The organism is Candidatus Dechloromonas phosphoritropha, assembly GCA_016722705.1.
GTDB classification, from domain to species: Bacteria; Pseudomonadota; Gammaproteobacteria; order Burkholderiales; family Rhodocyclaceae; genus Azonexus; species Azonexus phosphoritrophus.
On the sequence record JADKGN010000004.1, the window covers coordinates 2,511,601 to 2,529,528 of the forward strand.

Below are 17,928 nucleotides of genomic sequence, written 5' to 3' on the forward strand. Positions count from 1 at the left end.
CTACGCAGCAATCATACCGCTATGGCGGAGCAGTGCGTCAACGCTCGGTTCGCGGCCACGAAATGCCTTGAACGATTCGATGGCCGGGCGTGAGCCGCCAACCGACAAGATCTCGTCGAGAAAGCGCTTGCCGACGGTGGCGTCGAATGGATTGCCGGCTTCTTCGAAAGCGGCGTAAGCATCGGCCGAAAGGACTTCGGCCCACTTGTAGCTGAAGTAGCCGGCACCGTAACCGCCACCGAAGATGTGCGAGAAGCTGTTCGGGAAACGGTGCCAGTCGGGAGGGAAGAGCACGGCAACTTCCTGGCGCACCGTGTTGAGCAGGTCCATCACGGTCGACCCGGAATTCGGGTCGAAATCCGAATGCAGCAGCATGTCGAACAGCGAGAACTCGATCTGGCGTACGGCCATCATGCCGCTCTGGAAATTCTTGGCGGCGAGCATCTTGTCGAACAGTTCGCGCGGCAGCGGAGCAGCGCTTTCGACGTGGGCGGTCATGCCTTGCAGCACATCCCATTCCCAACAATAGTTTTCCATGAACTGCGAGGGCAGTTCGACGGCATCCCACTCGACGCCGTGAATGCCGGAAACGCCCAGTTCCTCACCGCGCGTCAGCAGATGGTGCAGGCCGTGGCCGGTTTCGTGGAACAGCGTGATCACTTCGTGGTGCGTGAAGGTAGCCGGCTTGCTGCCCACCGGGCGGGCGAAATTGCAGTTCAGGTAGGCAATCGGCTTCTGGATGCCATGCGCGGTGCGCCGGCGCGAGCGCGCTTCGTCCATCCAGGCGCCGCCGCGTTTGGTTTCACGGGCATAGAGGTCGAGGTAGAACTGGCCGACCAGTTCGCCGGCCGGTGTTTCCAGGCGGAAGAACTTGACGTCTTCGTGCCAGGCCGGCGCCGTATCGGGTTTGACGTGTACATTGAACAGGCTCTCGATGACCTTGAACAGGCCGCCGAGGACCTTGGGCTCGATGAAATACTGCTTCACTTCCTGCTCCGAGAAGGCATAGCGTTTTTGCAGCAGTTTTTCGGAGACGTAGGCGGCATCCCACGGCTGGAAGTCGACGATGCCGAGTTCATCCTTGGCACAGGCGCGCAGCTCGGCAATGTCCTTGGCGGCAAACGGCTTGGCCTTGGCCGCCAGTTCGCGCAGAAAAGCCAGCACCTGAGCCGGCGTATCAGCCATCTTGGGCGCCAGTGACACTTCGGCGAAATTGTTGAAGCCGAGCATCTTCGCCTCTTCCTGGCGCAGTTCCAGCATGCGCTGCATGACCGGCGTGTTGTCCCATTCCGGCTTGCTGCTGCCGTCGTCGAATTCAGCGGCACGGGTGGCGTAGGCACGGTACATGCGGGCGCGCAGGTCGCGGTTATCGGCGTACTGCATGATCGGGCCGTAGGACGGAGCCTGCAGACTGAAGCGCCAGCCTTCGCGATCAGCCTTTCCTGCGGCAGTCTTTGCGGCCTCCCTGGCATCGACCGGCAGTCCGGCGAGCAGGGCTTCGTCGGTGATTGCTTCGGCGAAGGCGTTGGTCGCGTCGAGCAGATTCTCGGAGAATTTGGCGGAAAGCTGCGACAACTCTTCCATGATCGCCTGGAAGCGCGGTTTCTGGTCTTCCGGCAATTCGGCGCCGGAGAGGCGGAAGTCGCGTACCTCGTTATCGACTATTTTCCGTTGCTCCACGGTCAACGCCGAAAATGACCCACTTTTTCGCAGTGCCTTGTATTTGTCGAACAGCTTCAGGTTCTGGCCGAGTTCGGCGTAGAAGCCTGAGACTTCCGGCAGCATCTCGTTGTAGGCCTCGCGCCACACGGGAATGTCGTTAATCGAATGCAGGTGGCCAACGATGCCCCAGGCGCGGCCGAAGGGTTCCAGGCCATCGGACAGCGCACCGGCGAAGTCGGCCCAGGTGGCCGGCGTGGTGTCGGCCGTCAGGCGTTCGATCAGCGCCCGGCCATCGGCCAGCAGCGATTCGATGGCCGGTTTGACGTGCTCGGGCTGGATCAGGTCGAAGCGGGGCAGGTCGGAGAAATCGAGCAGGGGATTGTTTGTTGTCATGATCTTTGGGGGATGAAAAAGGGCAGTCTGCGCCGCCCGTAATTTTGTGGAGAGAAATTATTCGACCAGGTCGCGATAGGCGTGCCACGAGGCGTGGCCGAGAACCGGCATGATGACGACGAGGCCAAAGAGCAGCGTCGCGAACCCGAGCACGGTCAGCACGACGATCACCGCGGCCCACAGCAAAAGCGTCAGCGTATTGGTGGAAAAAGCCTTGAGGCTGGCCTGTGCCGCAGTGATGAAACCGGCGTCGCGGTCGACCATCAAGGGAGCCGAAATGACGCTTAGCGCATAAGTGACGAGAGCCAGCAGGCCGCCGAGAACGAACCAGAGCGTCAGGAAAACGGTGTTGTCGCTGTTGGCTGCGACCTGCGCGATGAACTGCCCGGTGTTGGTGCCGCCGGCGCCGCCAAGCAAGCCGAAACCGATCGCCGAGGCGCGTTCCCAGATCAGCGCGATGACGCCGAGAAAGAGTGCGAAGAAGGGAATCGCCTGGCCATTGCCGCGAAAAACCCGCAGCGAGTCGATGAAGGTCGGCTTCGCGCCGGCCGCACGCTGGCGGCTCAATTCATAGACGCCGACGGCGAGCAGTGGCGCAACCAGGAAAAAACCGGAGAGGGCGGCTGTAAACAGGTGCGGGCGACCAAGACTGGCGAGCAGGATCAGGTCGCCGCCGATGCCGAACAGCAGTCCGTAGGCGAGACTGGGGATCGGGTTGGCCACGAGGTCACGCCAACCGGCGCCCAGCCAGGCAGCGATGCGGCCCGGCGCAACCCGGCGGATGCGCGGCTTCACGGCGGACTGGCTGGCCGGGTCAAACGAGGTATTCAAAGAAACGCCCTCCCAAGTTATCGTCCTGATCCGAGCGCGCCTGGCTGGTCAGGATTGCTACTACCGCCTATAAGCTGTGCCCGGTCAGCCGCTCGCATGCCTCGATGTACTTGGCGCTGGTCCTGGCGATGACGTCGGCCGGCAGGTTCGGGCCGGGCGCCTTCTTGTCCCAGTCCAGCGTTTCCAGGTAGTCGCGGACGTATTGCTTGTCGTAGGACGGCGGGTTGCTGCCTTCCTGATATTGGTCGGCCGGCCAGAAGCGCGACGAGTCAGGGGTCAGCGCCTCGTCGATCAGGTGCAGCGTGCCGGCGCCGTCGATGCCGAACTCGAATTTGGTGTCGGCGATGATGATGCCGCGCGTCGCAGCGTGGACCGCTGCTTCCTCGTACAGGCGGATGGCGGCGTCGCGGGCCTCCAGGCACAGATCGGCGCCGTTCTTGCCACTGCCTGCGAGGGCGTCGGCGAGGGCGGCCTGGCAGATGGCCATAGCCTGCTCGAAAGAGACATTCTCGTCGTGGTCGCCGACCGCCGCCTTGGTTGCCGGCGTGAAGATCGGCGATGGCAGCCGGGCCGCCATCTTGAGCCCGGGCGGGAGCGGGATGCCGCAGATGGCGCCGGTCGCCCGGTAGTCGTTCCAGCCGCTGCCGATCACATAGCCGCGCACGACAGCCTCGATCGGCAGCGGCCGCAGACGTCTGGCGACGACGGAGCGGCCGCGCACCTGCTCGCGCTCATTGGCGGCGACGACCGATTCCGGATCGATTCCGGTCAGTTGGTTGGGCACGATATGGCCGAGTCTTGCGAACCAGAAATCGGCCACCGCAGTCAGCACCTCGCCCTTGCGCGGGATCGGGTCGGGCAGGACGACGTCGAAGGCCGACAGGCGGTCGCTGGTGACAATCAGCAGCTTGTCGGCGTCCACCGCGTAAATGTCGCGGACCTTGCCCCGCGAGAGCAGCGGCAAGCTGGTGATCGATGACTGGAAAAGAGGCGTGGACACGGTGTTGCTCCCGAAAGCAAAGTAACAATTATAAGTTAAGGCACCGGGCCGTCTTCGTTGGCGTGCCGGCGGCTGCCCCAGAAGATCTGGCCGGCAACCAGCGGAATTGGACCGACCGTGACGACGTCGGTGGACAAATGGTGGAGATCCTTGGTTCCCTTGGCGGGGTATCGAACCAGCTACGAGCCGTAATAGGTCAGGACGACGACCGACCGGCACTCGACCGTTTCCTGCAGGCGCAATTGCAAATGCGCGCACGTGTTCATCTGGACGAGCAGTTCCTGGTTCTGGCGGTCGCGTTCGATGTCGACACGGGTACGCAGCAACTGGCCGTTGCTGGCGACGCGGGTGCAGAGTTCTACCTGGCGGGGGCTGATCGCCGCGCAGGTATTCATCGCCAGCAGCAGGCGACGTTGCAAGAATTCGTGGAAGGTCGGCAGTCCAGAATGCGGGATTCGCGCAGATCCTCGATGCGCCGCTTGGACGTCGGTCGCATTCTGCTTGAAGGCCAAATGCGAAACCAGCGTCGCCCCGAGCCGGGCAATCGGCGGACGGGCATGGAATTCGTTGTTGAGGTGCGCCGTGATAGCGACGTTGTCGCCAGCGCGGCGGATTGTAGTTATCGCGGCTCGGACCGCCGTGCGCGATGCCGGGTAGCGGCCGAATTCCCGCTCCAGCCCAGGGGCCGCCTCATCGAGCAGGCGCTTGCCGGTCGACGTCTGCCACGTTGTTATCGAAGCAAGCCAAACCGACTTCTGGCGCAAGTACGTGGGCCTCGACGGAGAAGTTCTCGGCCTTGACCAGTTCGGCGATTCCGCGCCGGCCACGGCGCTCTACGAACATTTTGGCCTCATGGCGGAACATCTGGTGCAAACTGTGGACTACAACGCCGCGCGTTACAGCAGTGACGACGGTGACTTTTGTTTCGATCAAGCAGTTTCAAGGAGATATGGATGGCGCTACGCATTGGCATCAATGGTTTTGGACGTGTCGGACGCATGGTTTTCCGCGCTGTCGCGAAGGAAGCCGAGTTCGCCGGGATTGAGATCGTCGGCATCAACGACCTTCTCGATCCCGAATACCTGGCCTACATGCTCAGGTTCGACTCGGTTCATGGGAATTTCAAGGGCGAGATCGCCGTCGATGGTGATGACCTGGTCGTCAATGGCAGGAAGATTCGCCTCAGCGCGATGAAGGATCCGGCCGAACTGAAGTGGAATGAAGTCGGCGCCGATGTGGTCATCGATTGCACCGGACTCTTCCTGACGACCGAGGCCTGCGAGAAGCACCTGGTCGCCGGCGCCAGGAAGGTCGTCCAGTCGGCGCCGTCGAAGGACGACACGCCAATGTTCGTCTATGGTGTCAATCATCAGCGATACGCCGGCGAGGCCGTCGTCTCGGGAGCCTCGTGCACGACCAACTGCCTGGCTCCGGTGGCCAAGGTCCTGCACGACAATTTCGGCATCAGGCGCGGCCTGATGAGTACGGTAGCACGCGGCAACCGCCAGCCAGAAGAGCGTGGATGGTCCATCCACCAAGGACTGGCGCGGCGGCCGCGGAATCCTCGAGAACATCATTCCATCGTCTACCGGCGCGGCCAAAGCGGTCGGCAAGGTCATTCCGGATCTGAACAAGAAGCTTACGGGCATGGCGTTTCGCGTGCCGACCTCGGATGTTTCGGTGGTCGACCTGACCGTCGAACTGGAGAAGCCCGCCGCCTATGAGGAAGTCTGCAAGGCGATGCAGGCCGCCGCAAACGCCGGCCCGCTCAAGGGCGTTCTCGGCTACACCAGCGAGAAGGTCGTGTCGACCGATTTCCGCGGCTGCGCCCTGGCGTCGATCTTCGATGCCGACGCCGGCATCGCGCTCGACCCGACCTTCGTCAAGGTCGTCGCCTGGTATGACAACGAGTACGGCTATACCTGCAACATGCTGCGCTTGGTCCAGCATATTGCCGGATAAGCGTTTGGAGACAGGCCGCGATCAGGAGCAGGGCATGGCCAGGCCGGGATTCATCATTGCCCCGAGTATCCTTTCGGCCAACTTCGCCAGGCTGGGCGAGGAAGTTTCCGACGTCATCGCCGCCGGCGCCGACTGGATCCATTTCGACGTAATGGACAACCACTATGTCCCCAACCTGACCATCGGCCCGCTCGTCTGCGAAGCGATCCGCCCGTGTACCACGGCGCCGATCGATGTGCATCTGATGGTCAGGCCGGTCGACCGCATCATTCCCGACTTCGCCCGGGCCGGGGCGAATGTCATCGCTTTCCACCCGGAAGCCTCCGAACACGTCGACCGCAGCCTGTCGCTGATCCGTGATGCCGGCTGTCAGGCCGGCCTCGTCTTCAACCCGGCGACGCCGCTCGACCACATGGACTACGTCCTTGACAAGCTCGACCTCGTCCTGCTGATGAGTGTCAACCCCGGCTTCGGCGGGCAGAAGTTCATCCCCGGCACGCTGGCCAAGGCGCGGGAAGCCCGCGCCCGGCTCGACGCCTACGAACAGCGCAGCGGTCGCCGTATCCGGCTTGAGATCGACGGCGGCGTCAATACCGCCAACATTGCCGAGATCGCCCGTGCCGGAGTCGATGCCTTCGTCGCCGGCTCCGCCGTCTTTGGCGCCGGCAAGGACAGCGATCCGCAGCGCTACAACACCGTCATCGGCCTCCTGCGCGGCGAACTGGCGAAGGTCTGATGCACTTCCAGCCAGTCACCTTCGACCTTGACGGTACCCTGCTCGATGCATTACCCGATCTGGTCGAGGCCAGTAATCGCATGCTGGCGGAACTCGGCTTGCCATTGCGCGGCGAAGGCGGAATCCGCAGCTTCGTCGGGTAGGGCGCCGTCGTCTTCGTGCGTCGCTGCCTGGACCATGGGAATCCGCCGGGTGAGGCGCTGCTTGCCCGTGCCGTCGAGGTTTTCAATCTGCACTATGCCGCGGTCAACGGCGAAAAGACACGGATTTTCGAAGGCGTGCTTGTCGGGCTCGATGCCTGGCGGGCGACAGGACTACCGCTGGCGGTGCTGACCAACAAGCCTGCCACCTTCACCGATCCGCTGGTCGCGCGAATGGGGCTGAAGCACCATTTCTCCATCATTGTCTCCGGCGACAGCACGCCTTTCCGCAAGCCGCACCCCGAACCGCTGCGTCAAGCCTGCGCGCGGATGCGGCGCCCCGTGAACTACCAATTTGCGCCTCGGCGACTCACGCCACGACATCGCAGCGGCCCGCGCCGCCGGCTGCACGGTGTATTGCGTGTCCTACGGCTATCACGAAGGCGAGGCTGTAAGCGCCACCGACTGTGATGCGCTGGTGGAAAGCCCGGAATCGGCGCTGCGCAAGGCGCAGGACTTTAGCAAAGCTGGCTGAGCGGGCCGGTTGCTACCCTTCATGCCATCAACGATTGTGGGCAGGTAGCAAATTACAGCGGACATTCGAGACGGCTGCAAACTGGCAAGTCCTTGGTCGAGGCCGACAGTCGAACAGGATGTTGAAAACATCTTATCGGCCAAAAGCGGCTCGTCACCACTCCCGATCTGGCTTCCTGTTACCTGCCGTTCACGAATGCACACTATGGTCTAAAAGCCGCCATCTGTGATGCATTGGATATATTCGATCCCGTTGGTCCATTGAATGTCGGCAGTTCAAAACTGCCAATGGGTCTTCCCGACCCAATCCGGCCCTTCGTTCCTACGTTTGCTCGGTGCCAGGTTTGATATGCGAAGCAGCCGCCCAAGATGGCTCCTTGCAGGCAACAGACCAGCTTTCTGCCGGTCGATTGAATTCCGTCGGCAATGTGTTGCTAAACGTCCATTAACCCTTCAAAAACACAATTACTGCCAAAGTACTTGGTCATCCGTTTTTACTGTTTTTTTATATCCAGCTACCAGGTCTTTCGAAAACTTTGATAGCGATTTTCCTAGTATGACCTCGTCGCAATACCTACAAGAGGTGTACTTATGGATCTCGTCTATCTTGCCGGCATCGGGCTGTTCTTTGCCTTGATGCTTGGCCTCGCCACCGGCTGTGCCTGGCTGGGAGGCGCCAAATGACCTGGCTTCTCGTTCTCAGTGGCACCGCTGCCGCTGGCCTGCTGATTTATCTGATCGCAGCGCTGCTTAATCCGGAGGACTTCTCATGAGCAACCATGCCTGGATTCTGCTCGGGATATTTCTCGTCATCCTCTTGCTGACCGTCAAACCCTTGGGGACTTACATCGCCAATGTGATGGAAGGCCGCTTCCGCCTGGCCGGCAAGATTGAAAGCCCGCTCTATCGCCTGTGCGGCATCCGCCCGGATGAAGAAATGGGCTGGCTGAAATACGCCTTCGCTATCCTGATCTTCAATGCCCTTGGCGCCCTGGTGGTCTACACCCTGCAACGCCTGCAGGCCGACCTGCCGCTCAATCCGCAGGACTTCCCAAGTGTCAGCCCGGATTCGGCCTTCAATACCGCGATCAGCTTTGCCACCAACACCAACTGGCAAGGCTATGGCGGTGAATCGACCATGAGCTACCTGACCCAGATGCTGGGGCTCGGCGTGCAGAACTTTCTTTCAGCGGCGACCGGCATCGTTGTGGTGATCGCCCTGATCCGCGGTTTTGCCCGCCATTCGGCCAAGACCGTCGGCAATGCCTGGGTCGATCTGACCCGCGTCACTCTCTATGTACTGCTGCCAATGGCCATCGTTTGTGCGCTGGCACTGACCAGCCAGGGTGTCATCCAGAATTTCGACGCTTACAAGGACGTGACGAAGCTTGAAGTGACCAGCTTCGACAACCCGAAGCTCGATGACGCCGGCCAGCCGCTCAAGGACGACAAGGGCGCCCCGCTCACCGAACCGGCACATACCCAGACCCAGACTCTGGCCATGGGTCCGGTCGCTTCGCAGGAAGCGATCAAGATGCTGGGTACCAACGGGGGAGGCTTCATGAACGCCAATTCGGCGCATCCTTATGAGAACCCGACGCCGCTGTCCAACTTTATCCAGATGCTGTCGATCTTCCTGATTCCGGCTGCCCTGTGCTTCACCTTCGGCCGCATGGTCGGCGATACCCGTCAGGGCTGGGCAGTGCTGGCCGCGATGACCCTGATGTTTGTCGCTCTGGCCTATACCGCCATGCATTTCGAGCAGCAGGCGAATCCGCTGTTCACCCAGCTCGGTGTCGATCCGGCCGCCGGCAATATGGAAGGCAAGGAAACCCGCTTCGGCATCGCCGAGTCCGGCCTGTTCGCTACCATCACGACGCTCGCCTCCTGTGGCGCGGTCAACGCCATGCACGACTCGTTTACGCCGCTCGGTGGGCTGGTGCCGCTGGTCGACATGCAGCTTGGCGAAGTGGTGTTCGGCGGCGTCGGCACGGGCCTTTACGGCATGCTTGTGTTTGCCATCCTGGCGGTGTTTGTCGCGGGCCTGATGATCGGCCGGACGCCGGAGTATCTTGGCAAGAAGATTGAAGCCTACGAGATGAAGATGGTTTCGCTCGTCATTCTCGTGACGCCGATGCTGGTGTTGGTTGGTACGGCCATCGCGGTCAGTGTCGCCGCCGGCAAGGCGGGCGTCGGCAATCCAGGTGCGCACGGCTTTTCGGAAATCCTGTACGCCTTCACCTCAGCCGCCAACAACAATGGCAGCGCCTTCGCCGGGCTGTCGGCCAATACGCCGTGCTATAACGTCATGCTGGGTATCGCCATGTGGTTCGGCCGCTTCGGCGTGATCGTCCCGGTGTTGGCCATCGCCGGCTCGCTGGCGGCAAAGAAACGAATTCCTGTGGGCGCCGGCACCTTGCCGACCCATGGCCCGCTCTTCGTCACCTTGCTGATCGGCACCGTGCTCCTGGTGGGCCTCCTGAATTACGTCCCGGCGTTGGCTCTTGGCCCAGTCATTGAGCATCTGATGCTCTGGGCCGCTCAATAAGCTTAGGGAGAAAATGATGACCCGCAAAAATTTTACCCTGTTCGACCCCGCTCTGGCCTTTCCGGCCATTGCCGACGCCTTCCGGAAACTCAATCCAGCCGTGCAATGGCGCAATCCGGTGATGTTCGTCGTCTACGTTGGCAGTATTCTGACCACCATTCTCTGGTTGCAGGCCCTCTTTGGGCAAGGCGAAGCACCGGCCGGCTTCATCCTGGTGATCACCATCTGGCTGTGGTTCACCGTGCTCTTTGCCAATTTCGCCGAAGCACTGGCTGAAGGGCGCAGCAAGGCCCAGGCCGCCTCGTTGCGTGACCTGAAGAAGGAAACCTGGGCCAAGAAGCTGCATGAGCCAAAATTTGGCGCTCAATGGCAAATGATTGAGGCCTCTGAGCTGCGCAAGGGTGATGTGATTGTCGTTCAGGCCCATGAAATGATTCCGGCCGACGGTGAGGTCATCGAAGGCGTCGCCTCGGTCGACGAATCTGCCATCACTGGTGAATCCGCGCCGGTCATCCGCGAATCCGGCGGCGACTTCTCTGCTGTCACCGGCGGCACCCGGGTGCTGTCCGACTGGATCGTCGTTCGGGTTACCGTAAATCCCGGCGAAACCTTCGTCGACCGCATGATTGCCATGGTCGAAAATGCCAAGCGCCAGAAGACGCCGAACGAAATCGCTCTGACCATCCTGCTGGTCGCGCTGACCATCGTCTTCCTCGGGGTGACGGTGACCCTGCTGCCGTTCTCGATGTTCAGCGTCGAAGCGGCCGGGGCCGGTACGCCGATCAGCATCACGGTGCTGATTGCCCTGCTCGTCTGCCTGATTCCGACCACCATTGCCGGATTGCTGTCGGCGATTGGTGTGGCCGGAATGAGCCGCATGATGCAGGCCAACGTAATCGCCACCTCCGGGCGTGCTGTCGAGGCCGCTGGTGACGTCGACGTGCTGCTGATGGACAAGACCGGAACGATCACGCTGGGCAACCGCCAGGCTTCCACCTTCCTGCCGGCCGAGCGGGTGACCGAGGCCGAACTGGCCGATGCCGCCCAACTGGCCTCGCTGGCCGATGAAACCCCGGAAGGGCGCAGCATCGTGGTCCTGGCCAAGCAACGCTTCTCGTTGCGGGAGCGCGACATCCACGCCCTGGATGCCCATTTCGTGCACTTCTCGGCCCATACCCGGATGAGCGGCGTCGATTTGGGCGATCGCCAGATTCGCAAGGGTGCAGCCGATGCCATCAGGAAACATGTCGAGTCGCTGGGCGGTACTTTCCCGTTGAATGTCTCGGGCATCGTCGATGAAGTCGCACGCCGCGGCAGCACGCCGCTGGTGGTCTCCGAAGGCACCCGTGTCGTGGGTGTCATCGAACTCAAGGACATCGTCAAGGGCGGCATCAAGGAGCGCTTTGCCGAACTGCGCAAGATGGGCATCAAGACCGTCATGGTCACCGGCGACAACCGGGTGACCGCTGCTGCCATCGCCGCCGAAGCCGGCGTCGATGACTTCCTGTCGGAGGCGACGCCGGAGGCCAAGCTGGCGTTGATTCGTGAGTATCAGGCTGAAGGTCGCTTGGTGGCGATGACTGGCGACGGCACCAACGATGCCCCCGCGCTGGCTCAGGCCGACGTCGCGGTGGCGATGAACACCGGCACCCAAGCGGCCAAGGAGGCCGGCAACATGGTCGATCTGGATTCCAATCCGACCAAGCTGATCGAGGTGGTCGAAACCGGCAAGCAGATGTTGATGACGCGCGGCTCGCTGACCACCTTCAGTATTGCCAACGATATCGCCAAATATTTCGCCATCATCCCGGCGGCCTTTGTCACCACCTACCCGCAGCTTGCCGCGCTCAACGTCATGGGGCTGGCCAGCCCGGCCTCGGCGATCCTGTCGGCGGTAATTTTCAATGCCTTGATCATCGTCTTCCTGATTCCGCTGGCCTTGAAGGGTGTCAAGTACCGGCCCCTCGGTGCAGCAGCCCTGTTGCGTCAGAACCTGGTGATCTACGGCCTGGGTGGCTTCATCGTTCCATTTATTGGCATCAAGCTGATTGACCTGGTGATTGCCACCATCGGTCTGGCCTGAGGAGAAAATCATGAAAACCTTGTTACGTCCCGCCATCAGCCTCTTCGTCCTACTCACTGCCGTTACCGGCGTGGTTTATCCCCTGGTCGTCACTGGCGTCGCCAAAGTTGCCTTTCCCGAGGCGGCCAGCGGCAGCCTGATCGTCCAGGATGGCAAAGCGGTCGGCTCCCGGCTGATTGGGCAAAACTTCACTGATCCCAAGCATTTCTGGGGCCGTCCCTCGGCGACCGGGCCAATGCCTTACAACGCCTCGGCCTCAGGCGGCTCCAACCTGGGGGCGCTCAATCCGGTGCTGGTCGATGCCGTCAAGGGCCGAATCGAAGCTCTGAAGGCAGCCGACCCCGACAACCAGAGCCCGATTCCGGCCGACCTGGTCAATGCCTCGGGCAGCGGTCTTGACCCCCATATCAGCCCGGAAGCGGCAGCCTACCAAGTGGCGCGCGTTGCCCGGGAACGGCATCTGCCAGTCGCCGATCTCGAGGCGCTGCTCAGCCAACACACCGAAGGCCGTCAATGGGGTGTTTTTGGCGAGCCCCGGGTCAATGTGCTCGAACTCAATATTGCTCTTGATTCCATTTGATAGAAACTGCAGAAAGGCTGTCATGAAAAAGCATTCCGGCTCCCTCCTTGCCCCGGCCGCTATTTTCCTCAGTGCCGGATTTTCGGCACCGCTCCTGGCCGAAGAAACGGCAACGCTGGAACACTCCCTGACCGGCAATCTTGGTCTGTTCTCCAGCTACCGTTTTCGCGGCATCGACCAGACTTTCGGCAAGCCGGCGCTGCAGGGCGGAGTCGACTACGCTCATGCGAGCGGCATCTACGTTGGCAACTGGAACTCCAACGTGAACTCCGGCGCCGGTTTCCCTGACGGCAACCTGGAAATGGACTTCTATGGTGGCTACAAGATGCCCTTCGGCGACTTCGGTATCGATGTCGGCGGTAGCTACTACTACTATCCGGGTACCGACCTCAACGGCAGCAAGGTCAAGAACGGTGAAATCTACATCGGTGGCAGCTGGAAGACGCTTTCACTGAAATACTACTATGCCTTGACCGACTACTTCAGTGCCAAGGGTTCAAACGGTAAAAGTACCGACGGCACCGGCTATATCGACCTGACCGGTTCTTACGATCTGGGTGACGGCTGGGGACTGGTCGGCCATGTCGGCCATCTCGACTTCAAGAACGTCTCGGGTGGCAGCTATACCGACTGGAAACTGGGCGTGACCAAGGATATTTCGGGCTGGGTCATTGGCGCCGCGTACGTCGACACCAATGCCAAGGGTGACTGCAGTACAGGAGAGTTTTATTGTTTCTCCAACTCCCTGAGCAACCAGAATGTCCAGAACGGCAGCAAGACCGAGGATGCCGGCCGCGCTATCGCAGTTCTTTCGCTGAGCAAGAGTTTCTAAGTCAGTGGCGAGAATGCCCGTGCTACACCCCAGACGGATAACGGGGAAACAGGTTACCTTATTCCCATCCTCCGCCAATGGCTTGAACGATGGCGGGCACACCTGATGATCCTGGCCGATGCGACCCGGATGTTTTCTGATCATCAGATTCGCCGGCGCTTGAGTCAATGCAGCAACGCCCGGGATGTGAAACAGCTATTCGATGGATGGACGCTCCAAGTGCTGAAGGCGTAGGTGATCTTTGCGTTATTTTTATATCGAAGCGCCACTATTTTCCAAATTTTTGAAATTGCTTTGCCCAGTATTCGCAAGGAGTCAGGCTTCTCGAAATGGCCCAACACGGATGCCGTGAATTTTCTGCTGGTAGTCGCCACTATCCTTGTTCCCCTGGGACTGGCTTGGCTATTTGTTAACCGAAAGTGAAGGGAATATGAGCTCAGACCTATACATCGGCATCGCCTTGGGCAACGATGTTCTTGAAATCGCCGCCCTGGGACCTGGGAAGGCTGCCGTGGCGATGAAATTCCCGGCCATGGGAATGGGGCTCGAAAGAATCCGGGGCTTTTTGTCCTGCTCCGGGAATTATTCCATTTTCACACCAATTAAGCAATAATAAGTGCATCTCAATGAGATCTGAGGTGTGGCATGGGAAGGCCGTTCAAGGGAGAGGGGTCGGTAGCGGAGGCGCTGAAGATTGTCAAAGAAGCCAAGAGTGTGGAACAACTGCGCCAGGCCCAAGCGGTTGTTCTGCCGTTGTGCTACGGTTTGAATCTTGAGCAGACCGCCGCGGTGATCGGTGTTTCGCTCAGTTGGGCCTCACGATTACGCAACGCGTTTCTGGCTGGACATCGGGTAGGCGGTGAATCGGAACCTGCACGAGGCGGACGCCACCGGGAGAATTTCACCCGAGCGCAAGAAGCCGAACTGTTGAAACCCTTTTTCGACCAAGCGGCCAAGGGCGGTATATTGGTCGTCAGTCAGATCAAGCCGGCCCTGGAGAAAGCGCTGGGACGCCCGATGGCGCTGTCCTCCGCCTACAACGTGCTGCATCGCAACGGTTGGCGCAAGCTGGCGCCAGACAAGCGACATCCGCAAAGTGATCCGACCGCGCAGGAGGCGTGGAAAAAAAACTCCCCGACACCCTTGCCGAACTCCGGAGAGATTTCGCTCAAGGAACCCCGATCCATCTGATGTTTCAGGACGAAGCGCGCTTCGGGCGCATCAACGATGTGCGTCGTGCCTGGGCGCCCCAACCCATTCGACCGTTGTGCCGGGCCATGCTCACCCACCAATACACCTACGCCTACGCGGCCGTCGATGTGGATACGGGCGAGCTTGACTCGCTGATCTTGCCGCACGTCAATACGCCATGCATGCAGCTATTCCTCGACGAAGTGGCGGCACGCCATCCGATGGATCGGATCGTCATGGTCCTTGACGGTGCGGGCTGGCATGCCAGCCAAGCACTCAGAACACCCGAAAACATACACCTGCTACCGTTGCCTCCCTATGCCCCTGAACTCAACCCGGTCGAGCATCTCTGGGATGAACTGCGCGAGAAGTTCTTCCACAACCTGGCCTTCGATAGCATCGATGCACTTGAAGATCAACTCGAATCGAGCCTCAAAACCCTTGAATCAGAGCACCAGCGTGTCCGCTCAATCATACACTGGCCGTGGATAGTTAATGCATTAACGAATTAGAAACGGAATCAGTCATGAGCGGCCTCCGGATAGAAGCACCGCCAATCCGTTGTCGCTCGCCGGGCCGGCGCCGAGTTCGGTGATGACCGCCTTGGTCAGCCAGCCGGGTGTGACGTCAAGGGCCGGGTTGGCGACATCATCACTGCCAGGCAACTGGCGCAGCAGCGACGGTTGGTGATGTCGCGCCTGGCGGCCGAGTGCGGGGCGATCAACCTGTCGCAGGGCTTTGCCGATTTCCAGGCCGAACCGGCTCTGTTCGATTCCATGCACCGTCACATGCTGGCCGGGCGCAACTCGTACGCGCCGATGGCCGGCATGCCCGGGCTGGACCAGGCTATCGTCGACAATGTCGCCAGCCTGTATGGGGCGCATTTCGATGTCGACAGCGAGGTGACAGTCACCGCCGGCGCGACGCAGGCGATCTTCACGGCGATCACCGTATTCGTCAGGCCGGGTGACGAAGTGATCGTCTAATTCAATTTCCACACCAATTAAGCAATAATAAGTGCATCTCAATGAGATCTGAGGTGTGGCATGGGAAGGCTGTTCAAGGGAGAGGGGTCGGTAGCGGAGGCGCTGAAGATTGTCAAAGAAGCCAAGAGTGTGGAACAACTGCGCCAGGCCCAAGCGGTTGTTCTGCCGTTGTGCTACGGGTTGAATCTTGAGCAGACCGCCGCGGTGATCGGCGTTTCGCTCAGTTGGGCCTCACGATTACGCAACGCGTTTCTGGCTGGACATCGGGTAGGCGGTGAATCGGAACCTGCACGAGGCGGGCGCCACCGGGAGAATTTCACCCGAGCGCAAGAAGCCGAACTGTTGAAACCCTTTTTCGACCAAGCGGCCAAGGGCGGTATATTGGTCATCAGTCAGATCAAGCCGGCCCTGGAGAAAGCGCTGGGACGCCCGATGGCGCTGTCCTCCGCCTACAACGTGCTGCATCGCAACGGTTGGCGCAAGCTGGCGCCAGACAAGCGACATCCGCAAAGTGATCCGACCGCGCAGGAGGCGTGGAAAAAAAACTCCCCGACACCCTTGCCGAACTCCGGAGAGATTTCGCTCAAGGAACCCCGATCCGTCTGATGTTTCAGGACGAAGCGCGCTTCGGGCGCATCAACGATGTGCGTCGTGCCTGGGCGCCCCAACCCATTCGACCGTTGTGCCGGGCCATGCTCACCCACGAATACACCTACGCCTACGCGGCCGTCGATGTGGATACGGGCGCGCTTGACTCGCTGATCTTGCTGCACGTCAATACGCCGTGCATGCAGCTATTCCTCGACGAAGTGGCGGCACGCCATCCGATGGATCGGATCGTCATGGTCCTTGACGGTGCGGGCTGGCATGCCAGCCAAGCACTCAGAACACCCGAAAACATACACCTGCTACCGTTGCCTCCCTATGCCCCTGAACTCAACCCGGTCGAGCATCTCTGGGATGAACTGCGCGAGAAGTTCTTCCACAACCTGGCCTTCGATAGCATCGATGCACTTGAAGATCAACTCGAATCGAGCCTCAAAACCCTTGAATCAGAGCACCAGCGTGTCCGCTCAATCGTACACTGGCCGTGGATCGTTAATGCATTAACGAATTAGAAACGGAATTACATACGGATGGCGCTAGCAGGCGTAGCGGCACTGAATGTGGCACTGAGCCTGGGCAATGCCTGCGGCCGGGAAACCTTCATCGCTTCCTCGACAATCGCCGACCAGGCGTTGGCCTTGGCGCGTTATGCCGAACACGCCGCATAAGAAGTCATGACACTGCACATCTGCCCGGTCTGTGGTAACCGTCACGAGGTTCACGCCGTGCTGGACCGCTTGTCCTGCGGTCGGCAACGCACCATCCCGCCACAATGCAAAACCGTTTTCCCCGGCTGGAGCGCGCCCGGATGCTCGCCGAAATTGGAAAAAACAGGCACGATGCAGGCTGACGACTCATTAAAGGATGAAGCATGCTGATCAACTGCGTCGCCTATGAGGATGGCTCGCGTCTGGCTGATTTGTCGGTCGAGGAAATCAGCGATTATCTGGCCCGCCCGGACTGCTTTGTCTGGGTGGCCTTGCGCGACGCAACCCCGCAGGAACTTGACCAGATGAAGGAAGAGTTCGACCTGCATGAACTGGCCGTCGAGGATGCACGCTACGGCCACCAACGGCCGAAAATCGAAGAATACGGCGACTCGGTATTCGTCGTCATGCACCTACTGGAACAAGACAAGGGTGAGTTCAATGTTGGCGAGGTGAATGTCTTCGTCGGACGCAACTATGTGCTGTCGGTCAGGAACCGCAGCCAGCAGCATTTTCTCGGCGTGCGTGAGCGCTGCGAGCGGGAGCCGCATCTGCTCAGCCAAGGCTCCAGTTTTGTCCTCTATGCCTTGATGGATGCGGTGGTAGACCGCTACTTTCCCATCATGGACCGGCTGGAGTCGGAACTGGAAGAAATTGAGGAGCGGATTTTCGCCAAGGGCGCGGCCCGGGTAAACATCGAACGGCTCTATGAACTGAAGCAGAAAATCACCTATCTCAAGCACGCTGTCGCCCCACTGATGGAGGCTACCGGCAAGCTTTCCGGCGGGCGCGGCGCCGCCGTCTGCGCCAATAGCCGGGATTACTTCCGTGATGTCTATGATCACCTGGCGCGCATCAATGCCTCCCTCGACACCATTCGTGACACCATTGGCACGGCGATTCAGGTCAATCTGTCGATGGTGACCATCGAGGAAAGCGAAGTGAACAAGAAGCTGGCCGCCTGGGCCGGTATTTTCGCCGTCGCCACTGCCTTTGCCGGAATCTGGGGCATGAATTTCAAGGCCATGCCTGAACTGCAATGGGAGTATGGTTACCCCGTGGCCCTGCTGGCCATCAGTTCGGTCTGTTTGTTCCTTTACATCCGCTTCAAACGTGCCGGCTGGCTCTGAGCACACA

The 17,928-nt window shown here is 60.3% G+C and carries 16 protein-coding genes and 5 pseudogenes; 16 read left to right on the forward strand and 5 right to left on the reverse strand.

Translation table 11 applies throughout. The features are described from left to right. The 4 genes from IPP03_17890 to IPP03_17905 all read right to left on the reverse strand — a co-directional run bounded on the left by IPP03_17890 (position 1) and on the right by IPP03_17905 (position 4,650). Entirely contained in the window at positions 1 to 2,055 is a 2,055-nt protein-coding gene (locus tag IPP03_17890; protein MBL0354426.1) for a M3 family metallopeptidase, read from the reverse strand. Positions 2,056 to 2,112: 57 nt separating this feature from the next. Next, positions 2,113 to 2,886, reverse strand: a complete 774-nt coding sequence (locus IPP03_17895) for a DUF2189 domain-containing protein (GenBank protein ID MBL0354427.1) — start codon at positions 2,884 to 2,886, stop codon at positions 2,113 to 2,115. A gap of 67 nt (positions 2,887 to 2,953) precedes the next feature. Further along, positions 2,954 to 3,886, reverse strand: a complete 933-nt coding sequence (locus IPP03_17900) for a phosphoribosylaminoimidazolesuccinocarboxamide synthase (protein MBL0354428.1) — start codon at positions 3,884 to 3,886, stop codon at positions 2,954 to 2,956. Positions 3,887 to 4,065: 179 nt separating this feature from the next. Then, on the reverse strand, positions 4,066 to 4,650 hold the full coding sequence (locus IPP03_17905; protein ID MBL0354429.1) for a DUF3422 family protein: 585 nt from the start codon (positions 4,648 to 4,650) through the stop codon (positions 4,066 to 4,068). A 189-nt stretch (positions 4,651 to 4,839) separates the two neighbouring features. Here IPP03_17905 and gap point away from each other — a divergent pair. From gap to IPP03_17960, 11 genes and pseudogenes are all read left to right on the forward strand, one after another. Beyond that, positions 4,840 to 5,848: pseudogene (gene gap / locus IPP03_17910) on the forward strand (type I glyceraldehyde-3-phosphate dehydrogenase). A gap of 34 nt (positions 5,849 to 5,882) precedes the next feature. Further along, positions 5,883 to 6,584, forward strand: coding sequence for a ribulose-phosphate 3-epimerase (gene rpe / locus IPP03_17915; GenBank protein ID MBL0354430.1), 702 nt, complete (start codon positions 5,883 to 5,885; stop codon positions 6,582 to 6,584). After that, a pseudogene (gph, locus tag IPP03_17920) lies at positions 6,584 to 7,259 on the forward strand (phosphoglycolate phosphatase). Before rpe ends, gph begins: the two are co-directional and overlap by 1 nt. Positions 7,260 to 7,938: 679 nt before the next feature. Next, the gene (gene kdpF / locus IPP03_17925; GenBank protein ID MBL0354431.1) at positions 7,939 to 8,031 is read left to right on the forward strand and encodes a K(+)-transporting ATPase subunit F; all 93 of its coding nucleotides are present in this window, start codon (positions 7,939 to 7,941) and stop codon (positions 8,029 to 8,031) included. Next, the gene (kdpA, locus tag IPP03_17930; protein ID MBL0354432.1) at positions 8,028 to 9,806 is read left to right on the forward strand and encodes a potassium-transporting ATPase subunit KdpA; all 1,779 of its coding nucleotides are present in this window, start codon (positions 8,028 to 8,030) and stop codon (positions 9,804 to 9,806) included. The genes kdpF and kdpA overlap by 4 nt, the downstream gene beginning before the upstream one ends. A 16-nt stretch (positions 9,807 to 9,822) precedes the next feature. Beyond that, the gene (kdpB, locus tag IPP03_17935) at positions 9,823 to 11,889 is read left to right on the forward strand and encodes a potassium-transporting ATPase subunit KdpB (protein MBL0354433.1); all 2,067 of its coding nucleotides are present in this window, start codon (positions 9,823 to 9,825) and stop codon (positions 11,887 to 11,889) included. 10 nt (positions 11,890 to 11,899) lie between these two features. Further along, positions 11,900 to 12,469 carry a potassium-transporting ATPase subunit KdpC gene (gene kdpC, locus IPP03_17940; GenBank protein ID MBL0354434.1) on the forward strand — a complete coding sequence of 190 codons (570 nt, stop codon included), beginning with the start codon at positions 11,900 to 11,902 and terminating at the stop codon, positions 12,467 to 12,469. Between the two features lie 22 nt (positions 12,470 to 12,491). Beyond that, positions 12,492 to 13,301 (forward strand): hypothetical protein, encoded by an 810-nt coding sequence (locus IPP03_17945; GenBank protein MBL0354435.1) that lies wholly within the window; start codon positions 12,492 to 12,494, stop codon positions 13,299 to 13,301. A gap of 379 nt (positions 13,302 to 13,680) precedes the next feature. Beyond that, positions 13,681 to 13,914 carry a hypothetical protein gene (locus IPP03_17950; protein ID MBL0354436.1) on the forward strand — a complete coding sequence of 78 codons (234 nt, stop codon included), beginning with the start codon at positions 13,681 to 13,683 and terminating at the stop codon, positions 13,912 to 13,914. Between the two features lie 32 nt (positions 13,915 to 13,946). Then, complete coding sequence (locus IPP03_17955; protein ID MBL0354437.1) at positions 13,947 to 14,492, forward strand: winged helix-turn-helix domain-containing protein; 546 nt, start codon at positions 13,947 to 13,949, stop codon at positions 14,490 to 14,492. After that, positions 14,420 to 14,761: pseudogene (locus IPP03_17960) on the forward strand (transposase). The gene IPP03_17955 and the pseudogene IPP03_17960 overlap by 73 nt, the downstream one beginning before the upstream one ends. A gap of 255 nt (positions 14,762 to 15,016) precedes the next feature. Here the strand turns inward: IPP03_17960 and IPP03_17965 are convergent. After that, positions 15,017 to 15,157 carry a hypothetical protein gene (locus IPP03_17965; GenBank protein MBL0354438.1) on the reverse strand — a complete coding sequence of 47 codons (141 nt, stop codon included), beginning with the start codon at positions 15,155 to 15,157 and terminating at the stop codon, positions 15,017 to 15,019. A gap of 24 nt (positions 15,158 to 15,181) precedes the next feature. Between IPP03_17965 and IPP03_17970 the strand changes: the two are divergent. The 5 genes and pseudogenes from IPP03_17970 to corA all read left to right on the forward strand — a co-directional run bounded on the left by IPP03_17970 (position 15,182) and on the right by corA (position 17,921). Continuing rightward, a pseudogene (locus IPP03_17970) lies at positions 15,182 to 15,475 on the forward strand (aminotransferase class I/II-fold pyridoxal phosphate-dependent enzyme). A gap of 63 nt (positions 15,476 to 15,538) precedes the next feature. After that, positions 15,539 to 16,084: a winged helix-turn-helix domain-containing protein gene (locus IPP03_17975; GenBank protein MBL0354439.1), complete on the forward strand. Its 546-nt coding sequence runs from the start codon at positions 15,539 to 15,541 to the stop codon at positions 16,082 to 16,084. Continuing rightward, a pseudogene (locus tag IPP03_17980) lies at positions 16,012 to 16,353 on the forward strand (transposase). The gene IPP03_17975 and the pseudogene IPP03_17980 overlap by 73 nt, the downstream one beginning before the upstream one ends. Before the next feature lie 261 nt (positions 16,354 to 16,614). After that, entirely contained in the window at positions 16,615 to 16,752 is a 138-nt protein-coding gene (locus IPP03_17985; protein ID MBL0354440.1) for a hypothetical protein, read from the forward strand. A gap of 203 nt (positions 16,753 to 16,955) precedes the next feature. Further along, positions 16,956 to 17,921 (forward strand): magnesium/cobalt transporter CorA, encoded by a 966-nt coding sequence (corA, locus tag IPP03_17990; protein MBL0354441.1) that lies wholly within the window; start codon positions 16,956 to 16,958, stop codon positions 17,919 to 17,921. The last annotated feature ends 7 nt before the right edge of the window (positions 17,922 to 17,928 follow it).

Bases quoted from the DNA above. Each gene is read 5' to 3' on its own strand.
- IPP03_17890 (MBL0354426.1), bottom strand. From the start codon at position 2,055: ATGACAACAAACAATCCCCTGCTCGATTTCTCCGACCTGCCCCGCTTC.
- rpe (MBL0354430.1), top strand. From the start codon at position 5,883: ATGGCCAGGCCGGGATTCATCATTGCCCCGAGTATCCTTTCGGCCAAC.
- kdpF (MBL0354431.1), top strand. From the start codon at position 7,939: ATGACCTGGCTTCTCGTTCTCAGTGGCACCGCTGCCGCTGGCCTGCTG.
- kdpA (MBL0354432.1), top strand. From the start codon at position 8,028: ATGAGCAACCATGCCTGGATTCTGCTCGGGATATTTCTCGTCATCCTC.
- kdpB (MBL0354433.1), top strand. From the start codon at position 9,823: ATGACCCGCAAAAATTTTACCCTGTTCGACCCCGCTCTGGCCTTTCCG.
- kdpC (MBL0354434.1), top strand. From the start codon at position 11,900: ATGAAAACCTTGTTACGTCCCGCCATCAGCCTCTTCGTCCTACTCACT.
- IPP03_17945 (MBL0354435.1), top strand. From the start codon at position 12,492: ATGAAAAAGCATTCCGGCTCCCTCCTTGCCCCGGCCGCTATTTTCCTC.
- IPP03_17955 (MBL0354437.1), top strand. From the start codon at position 13,947: ATGGGAAGGCCGTTCAAGGGAGAGGGGTCGGTAGCGGAGGCGCTGAAG.
- IPP03_17975 (MBL0354439.1), top strand. From the start codon at position 15,539: ATGGGAAGGCTGTTCAAGGGAGAGGGGTCGGTAGCGGAGGCGCTGAAG.
- IPP03_17985 (MBL0354440.1), top strand. From the start codon at position 16,615: ATGGCGCTAGCAGGCGTAGCGGCACTGAATGTGGCACTGAGCCTGGGC.
- corA (MBL0354441.1), top strand. From the start codon at position 16,956: ATGCTGATCAACTGCGTCGCCTATGAGGATGGCTCGCGTCTGGCTGAT.